Annotated in this window: 2 protein-coding genes; both read right to left on the reverse strand. The window is 36.5% G+C overall.

Annotation, left to right across the window (positions count from 1 at the left end):
- Positions 1 to 541 (reverse strand): dTMP kinase (tmk, locus tag ABT299_RS52560; RefSeq protein WP_500255464.1); only part of this gene is annotated, 541 nt, incomplete at its 3' end.
- A 241-nt stretch (positions 542 to 782) separates the two neighbouring features.
- Positions 783 to 1430, reverse strand: coding sequence for a pyroglutamyl-peptidase I (pcp, locus tag ABT299_RS52565; RefSeq protein ID WP_014573651.1), 648 nt, complete (start codon positions 1428 to 1430; stop codon positions 783 to 785).
- Positions 1431 to 1761 lie beyond the last annotated feature (331 nt).

Raw genomic sequence — 1761 nt, forward strand, 5'->3', positions numbered from 1 at the left:
CTACAGTTGAATCAACAAGTAAAGCATTTTTAGGTAAAACATCAAGAAAATTTTGTCTTACTTGGTTAAATACTAACTCATTTTTTTCTTCATACTTTATATCTTCTCCATCCCTTTGACGAACTCTCTCTAAAGCACGCTCTGGAGGAACATCTAAAAACACTGTAACATCTGGAGTAGGAACACCTTTATTAATCATTAGAATTTCTTTGTAGTCTATCCCACGAGCTTTAAAGAACGCTAGTGAACTGTATAAGTATCTATCACATATAATGTTGCTTTCAGATATTTTGGGGAAAATTTCTGAAGTTATCTGATAAGTTCTATCAGCTGCAGCCAATAAAGCAATCGAATACATATTGGGCGCAATACCATTATCCAAATAATCTCTAACTCTTTTATCATTTCTATAGTAATCTGTTGGTTGTTTTGTTGTAAAAACTTTAAGTTTTTTATTTTCAAACCATTGATGTAACATATCAATTTGAGTTGTTTTTCCTGAACCGTCAAGTCCTTCAAAAACTATTAATAAATTTTTCATAGCATTCCTCCATTGATAGTATTGTACCATAACTTGAAAGCACTTATATAAATTAACATAGAATAAATTACGGGTTAATGAACAATAAATGCAAATGATTTTAATAATCTTAATAAGAAAAGAAGAGTGTTCAGAAAATGACCATTTTCTGAACATCTGATAAAAAAGGAAAAACGATTAGAACGCTTTTCTTTTTTATGTCTATTTATTTGATAATAGTCCAAAAACACTAAACAGGCTTTTAGTGATCCTTGCCTTCAATCGTTTCGATATCGCCTTTGCCGTCACGGGACACGATGGCCTTGATAGCGGCAGTGATGCCTAAAACATCATCATCCAATGACAACGCTGGTGTTTCCGGACGAGTGACAACCTGTTCCGGCAAAAATGGAATATGCATGAAGCCGGCCTTAATATCGGGAAACATCTTATCCCGCATATACTGTACCTGATAAAAAATGTGGTTGCAGACGTAAGTGCCTGCTGTGTTGGAGACTGCTGACGGAACACCAGCTTCCCGAATGGCTTTGGCCATGGCCTTAATTGGTAACTGGGTAAAGTAGGCATTCTCGCCATCGCCATGAATCGTGTGATTAAGTGGCTGATACCCGGCATTATCTTGAATCCGACCGTCATCCAAGTTAATCGCAACTCGCTCCGGCGTGAGTTCAAACCGGCCACCAGCCTGACCAATGCTCAACACATAGTCAGGCTTTTCTTTGGCAATAGCATCTTTAACGACATCGGCTGAAACATTAAACTTTGTCGGAATTTCCAATTTAACGATTTGTGCCCCAGCAATTTCATCCGGCAAACGTTTCACGGCTTCAATCGCAGGATTAATTTTATCGTCGCCAAAGGGATCAAATCCGGTAACAAGAATTTTCATGAGAAGATTTCCTTTCTAAAATGCCAAGAAGTACAGAAGCTATCGAGAAGTGTATCTTGTACCATCTTTAAGACGTTGGAGTCTTTGATGGGTAGGACAATTTGTTGCGCCATGATTTATATATACCTTTCTGAAATTAAATAATTAAACTTATAATAGGCTCCGCCTTTTTATGACCACATTAAAAAACTAAACAAAAAGAACACCATATAAATTTTGTACGTGGTCTTCTTTTTGCTTTGAATCATTTCATTCCCTTGCTAAACCATTAGAAGCTTATTGTCAGTTTCAATAATACATCCAGTTACAGTTTACAAGACAATCTCCTACC

The organism is Spirillospora sp. NPDC000708, assembly GCF_040299565.1.
GTDB lineage: Bacteria > Actinomycetota > Actinomycetes > Streptosporangiales > Streptosporangiaceae > Spirillospora.

What these genes read in the sequence shown, in the direction of transcription:
- pcp (WP_014573651.1), bottom strand. Translation starts at nt 1,430, where the DNA reads ATGAAAATTCTTGTTACCGGATTTGATCCCTTTGGCGACGATAAAATT.